At 71.3% G+C, this 3,869-nt stretch carries 5 protein-coding genes; 3 read left to right on the top strand and 2 right to left on the bottom strand.

The features are described 5' to 3' along the window. Positions 1-37 precede the first annotated feature (37 nt). Both ACTHNQ_RS10805 and ACTHNQ_RS10800 read left to right on the top strand, forming a co-directional pair. Positions 38-535: a DNA helicase gene (locus ACTHNQ_RS10805; RefSeq protein ID WP_440333373.1), complete on the top strand. Its 498-nt coding sequence runs from the start codon at positions 38-40 to the stop codon at positions 533-535. After that, positions 528-1,007: an aminoacyl-tRNA deacylase gene (locus ACTHNQ_RS10800; protein WP_440333372.1), complete on the top strand. Its 480-nt coding sequence runs from the start codon at positions 528-530 to the stop codon at positions 1,005-1,007. The genes ACTHNQ_RS10805 and ACTHNQ_RS10800 overlap by 8 nt, the downstream gene beginning before the upstream one ends. Before the next feature lie 7 nt (positions 1,008-1,014). Here the strand turns inward: ACTHNQ_RS10800 and ACTHNQ_RS10795 are convergent, their stop codons facing one another. After that, the gene (locus tag ACTHNQ_RS10795) at positions 1,015-1,452 is read right to left on the bottom strand and encodes an NUDIX hydrolase (RefSeq protein ID WP_440333371.1); all 438 of its coding nucleotides are present in this window, start codon (positions 1,450-1,452) and stop codon (positions 1,015-1,017) included. Positions 1,453-1,536: 84 nt separating this feature from the next. On the opposite strand from ACTHNQ_RS10795, the gene ACTHNQ_RS10790 reads away from it, so the two are divergent. After that, the gene (locus ACTHNQ_RS10790) at positions 1,537-2,424 is read left to right on the top strand and encodes an AraC family transcriptional regulator (protein ID WP_440333370.1); all 888 of its coding nucleotides are present in this window, start codon (positions 1,537-1,539) and stop codon (positions 2,422-2,424) included. Here ACTHNQ_RS10790 and ACTHNQ_RS10785 read toward each other — a convergent pair. After that, positions 2,386-3,699, bottom strand: coding sequence for an MFS transporter (locus ACTHNQ_RS10785; RefSeq protein WP_440333369.1), 1,314 nt, complete (start codon positions 3,697-3,699; stop codon positions 2,386-2,388). The two genes, ACTHNQ_RS10790 and ACTHNQ_RS10785, sit on opposite strands and share 39 nt — an antisense overlap. Positions 3,700-3,869: the final 170 nt, after the last annotated feature.

The following is a 3,869-nucleotide window of genomic DNA, read 5'->3' as shown; positions in this document are numbered from 1 at the left end:
ATGGGGAGACCGACATCCCCAACCACGGGAGGGCACCGTGAACCTCAGCCGCAAGCGCAAGAAGGAACTCGAGAAGCTGCAGAAGCAGGCCGGAAACCTGTGGGAGGCGCAGCAGGTGCTGGTCGGCGAGGCCGCCACCGTGGCCCGCGAGGCCGGTCGCCAGCTCGGCAACTACGGACGTGAGCGGGTCGCCCCGCAGGTGCAGGCGAACTACGACAAGTACGCCGCTCCCTACGTCGACAAGGGCAAGAAGGTCTTCAACGGCACCGTGGTCCCGGCCGCCGGAGCCGTGGTCGGCTCGGCGCTCTCGGTGTGGGATGCCGCCAACGAGCAGCGCGGACGCCTGGCCTCGGGTCGCGGCATCCAGCTTCCCGTCGTCGCCCCGGCGAAGAAGGGCCTCGGTGCGGGCGGCGTCATCGCCATCATCCTCGGGGTCGCCGCCGCCGTGGGCGTCCTGTACGCCGCGTGGCAGACGCTGCGCGCCGACGACGAGCTCTGGGTCGCGGACGACCCGCTGCGCGCGCCGGATGCCTGAACCGGAGGGCATCGCACGCGTCAGGCAGGCGGCATCCGATCGCGGTCTTGAGATCGAGATCACGGAGCGGCCTGCGGCGAACAGCCTCAACGAGGCCGCCGAGATCCTCGGCATCGATCCGTCGGGGATCGTGAAGACGCTCGTCGTGAAGCGCTCGGACGACACCTACCTGTTCGCGCTGATCCCGGGCGACCGGGCGATCTCGTGGCCGAAGCTGCGGGCCGTCGTCGGCGTGAACAAGCTGCAGCTGCCCGATCAGGAGCGTGCGCTGGCGGCGACCGGCTACGAGCGCGGCACGATCGTCCCGGTCGGCAGCACGAACGACTGGCCGGTGTACGCCGATGCCGACATCGTGGGGCGCCGCGTCGCGATGGGGGCGGGCGCTCACGGCTACAGCATGTTCGTGCAGGCGGACGACCTGATCTCGGCGTACGGGGCGACCGTCGCCGACATCTCCCAGCCGCTGGGCTGAGCGCCCGTCAAGGTGTGGGCAGCTTCACGCCCGCGAGATCGAGTGCGATGTCGACGAGCTTGACCCGCTGCAGCCCCGGCACGTCGGCGAGCGGGAACCACTCGGCGCGGTCGGTCGACCCGTCCGTCTCGTTGCGCAGCCGTCCGCCCGTGATCCGGGCGCGGTACACGATCCGCAGGGTGTGCAGCGGCTCGGTGTGCCCGGGGGTCAGCCGGCGTCCGGCGGGGATGACGCGGGAATGGATGCCGAGCAGCTCGCCGACCGTGACGTGATAGCCGGTCTCTTCGCGGACCTCGCGGCGCGCGGCCACCTCGGGATCCTCGCCGGGCTCGAGGCCGCCACCGGGCATGGTCCAGGCGGCTCGTCTGCCTTCGTTCCAGTGCGCCAGCAGGATGCGCTCGTCCTCATCCAGGATGACCGCGTATGCGGCGACGCGCAGGTCCATGCTTCACCCTAATGCGCCGAGCGGCCGCAGGAGAACGAGGGGTGCCCGAGGAATATGACGCGACGACCGGCAGTTCGCCACCTTATGGAGTCGATCTCGCACGTCGTCACGGACCCGTCCGCGGCTGACGAAGACGCCGCGCTCGAGCGGCTGCTCTCGGCGATCGACGTGCGCATCCGGCGTCAACTGCGGCTCCGCCTCGGCGAGGGGGAGCTGCTCGCGCTCGCGCCGGGAGCACTCACGTACGCGTACGTGCTGTCGGGAGAGGTGCGCACCCGTCTCCGCGGCGACGCGCCCCTCACGGCGGCCGCCGGTGACATGCTCATCACGAACGGGCGTGCGCAGGGGGCGCTGACCGCGAACGGGCCTGCCACGCTGCTGCTCGCCGAACTGGACCTCGTCGACGAGGCCGCTCACCTGTCGCTTCTTCTTCCCCACGCCGTGGTCGTGCACGCCTTCGCCGACCGGGAGCCCGCGGCGGCCGCCATGCTGCCGCACATGGGCGTCGACGCGGATGGCCGGTTCACCACACGCGGCGGGGACTTCGCGGTGTGCCGCATGATGGCGGCGACCGTGCTGATCTCGGCCATCCGGGCCTGGGCGGCAGCAGGCTGCGCGCCGGACGGGTGGCCCGTCGCCGCCGGCGACCCGTTCCTCGATCGCGTCGTCGCCGCGATCCACGCCGATCCCGGTCGCGAGTGGACCGTCGAGGCGCTGGCCGCGCTCGGTGCGATGTCTCGGTCGGTGTTCGCCGAGCGGTTCCGCAGCCGATTCGGCACGTCGCCCGCCGGGTATGTGACCTCGGTGCGCATGCGCACGGCCCAGGACCTGCTCTCGCGCGGGCTGGGCGTGAGCACGGTCTCTCGTGAGCTCGGCTACGCGTCGGACGAGGGCTTCAGCCGGGCGTTCCGCCGCAGTGTCGGCACCACGCCCTCAGCGTGGCGGTCGACCCACCGCCTCATCTCTGCCTGAGCGACCGGTACGGTCCGACGTCGGGCGGATGCCGGCGGCCGGTGCGACCGGGCGCCGGCATCCATTCGGCCACTTCCGCGCGCCCTCCCGGTTCGAGAGCCCGAACAGGACGGCGCCGAGCACGAGGATCGCCGCACCGGCGAGGTACACGGTCACGATGCCGAGGCTGTCGACGAGGAGCCCCCCGACGCCCGCGGCGATCATGATGGCCGCCTGGAAGCCCACGACGACGATGCTGCCGCCGGCTTCGAGGCGATCCGGCATGCGGTGACCGACCCACGTGTTCACGATCAGCAGCCACGAGGCGAAGAAGAAGCCCCACGCGAAAGCAGCGACGCCCACGAGCAGCGGCGCACCCGACGCCACGATGATGGCCAGCGTCATGAACGCCATCACGATCGGCGAGACCACGGCGAACACGCGGTAGGTGCGGTCGATGATCATGCCGATGAGGATGTTGCCCACGAAGCCGCCGATGCCGAACACGGCCAGCAGCACGATGACGACGCCCGCGTCGATGGGCTTCCCGGCCTCGTTCACGCGGTCCAGCGCGATGCGGATGTAGGTGAACGCGAGGAAGTGCCCGAGAACGACGAGCACGTGGCCGGCGACGCCCAGGCCGATGCCGGGGAGCCTCAGCGTCCCGAGGAGCGTCGACAGCGACGCCGACGCCTCGGCGGGCACCGAGGGCAGCAGCAGGCGCAGCAGCACGGCCAGGACGGCCGTGGCGACGGCGGCCACCACGAAGACCGCCCGCCAGTCGAGCACCTCGCTGAGCATCACGCCGATCGGCACGCCCGCCACGGTCGCGAGCGACGTGCCCGCAGAGGTGAACATGACGGCGCGTCCGAGCCGCTCGGGACCGGCGATGCGCGCGGCGACGGTGATCGACATCGCCCAGAAGCCCGACAGCGCGGCGCCGAGCAGCACGCGGCCCACGAGCAGGAGGGGCAGATTCGGCGCGACCGCGACGATCGCGTTCGAGACGGTGGCCCCGATCGCCATCCACACCAGCAGCGAACGCCGGTCGAGCCGCGGCAGCGCCAGGCCGATGGTCGGCGCGACGACGAGGCCCGCGAGCGCGGTGACGGCGACCATCTGACCGGCCTGGCCGGGCGTCACGCCGATGTCGTCGGCGATCTCGGTGAGCACGCCGCCGGGCAGGAACTCCGCGGTGACGAGCAGGAAGCTCATCGCCATCATCGCGATGAGGGCGCCGTAGCGCAGACGCGGGGGCGCCGACGTGGTCACGGGCAGCGAAGCGGTGGTCGTCATGGTTCCAGCCTGGTGCCGGGACGATCGGGCCACCCGACCGTGCGTCCGCGGCATCCGATCGATCGTCCGGAGAACAGGAATGCGACCCCCGGAACGGGAGTCGCATGTCTGTGGAGCCTAGGAGATTCGAACTCCTGACATCCTGCTTGCAAAGCAGGCGCTCTACCAAC

It is taken from the genome of Microbacterium sp., assembly GCF_051953575.1.
Taxonomy (GTDB): Bacteria; Actinomycetota; Actinomycetes; order Actinomycetales; family Microbacteriaceae; genus Microbacterium.
Note: the sequence above shows the minus strand (reverse complement) of the source record. Positions and strands in the feature narration are given on the sequence as shown.

Bases quoted from the DNA above. Each gene is read 5' to 3' on its own strand.
- ACTHNQ_RS10800 (WP_440333372.1), top strand. From the start codon at position 528: ATGCCTGAACCGGAGGGCATCGCACGCGTCAGGCAGGCGGCATCCGAT.
- ACTHNQ_RS10795 (WP_440333371.1), bottom strand. From the start codon at position 1,452: ATGGACCTGCGCGTCGCCGCATACGCGGTCATCCTGGATGAGGACGAG.
- ACTHNQ_RS10790 (WP_440333370.1), top strand. From the start codon at position 1,537: ATGGAGTCGATCTCGCACGTCGTCACGGACCCGTCCGCGGCTGACGAA.
- ACTHNQ_RS10785 (WP_440333369.1), bottom strand. From the start codon at position 3,699: ATGACGACCACCGCTTCGCTGCCCGTGACCACGTCGGCGCCCCCGCGT.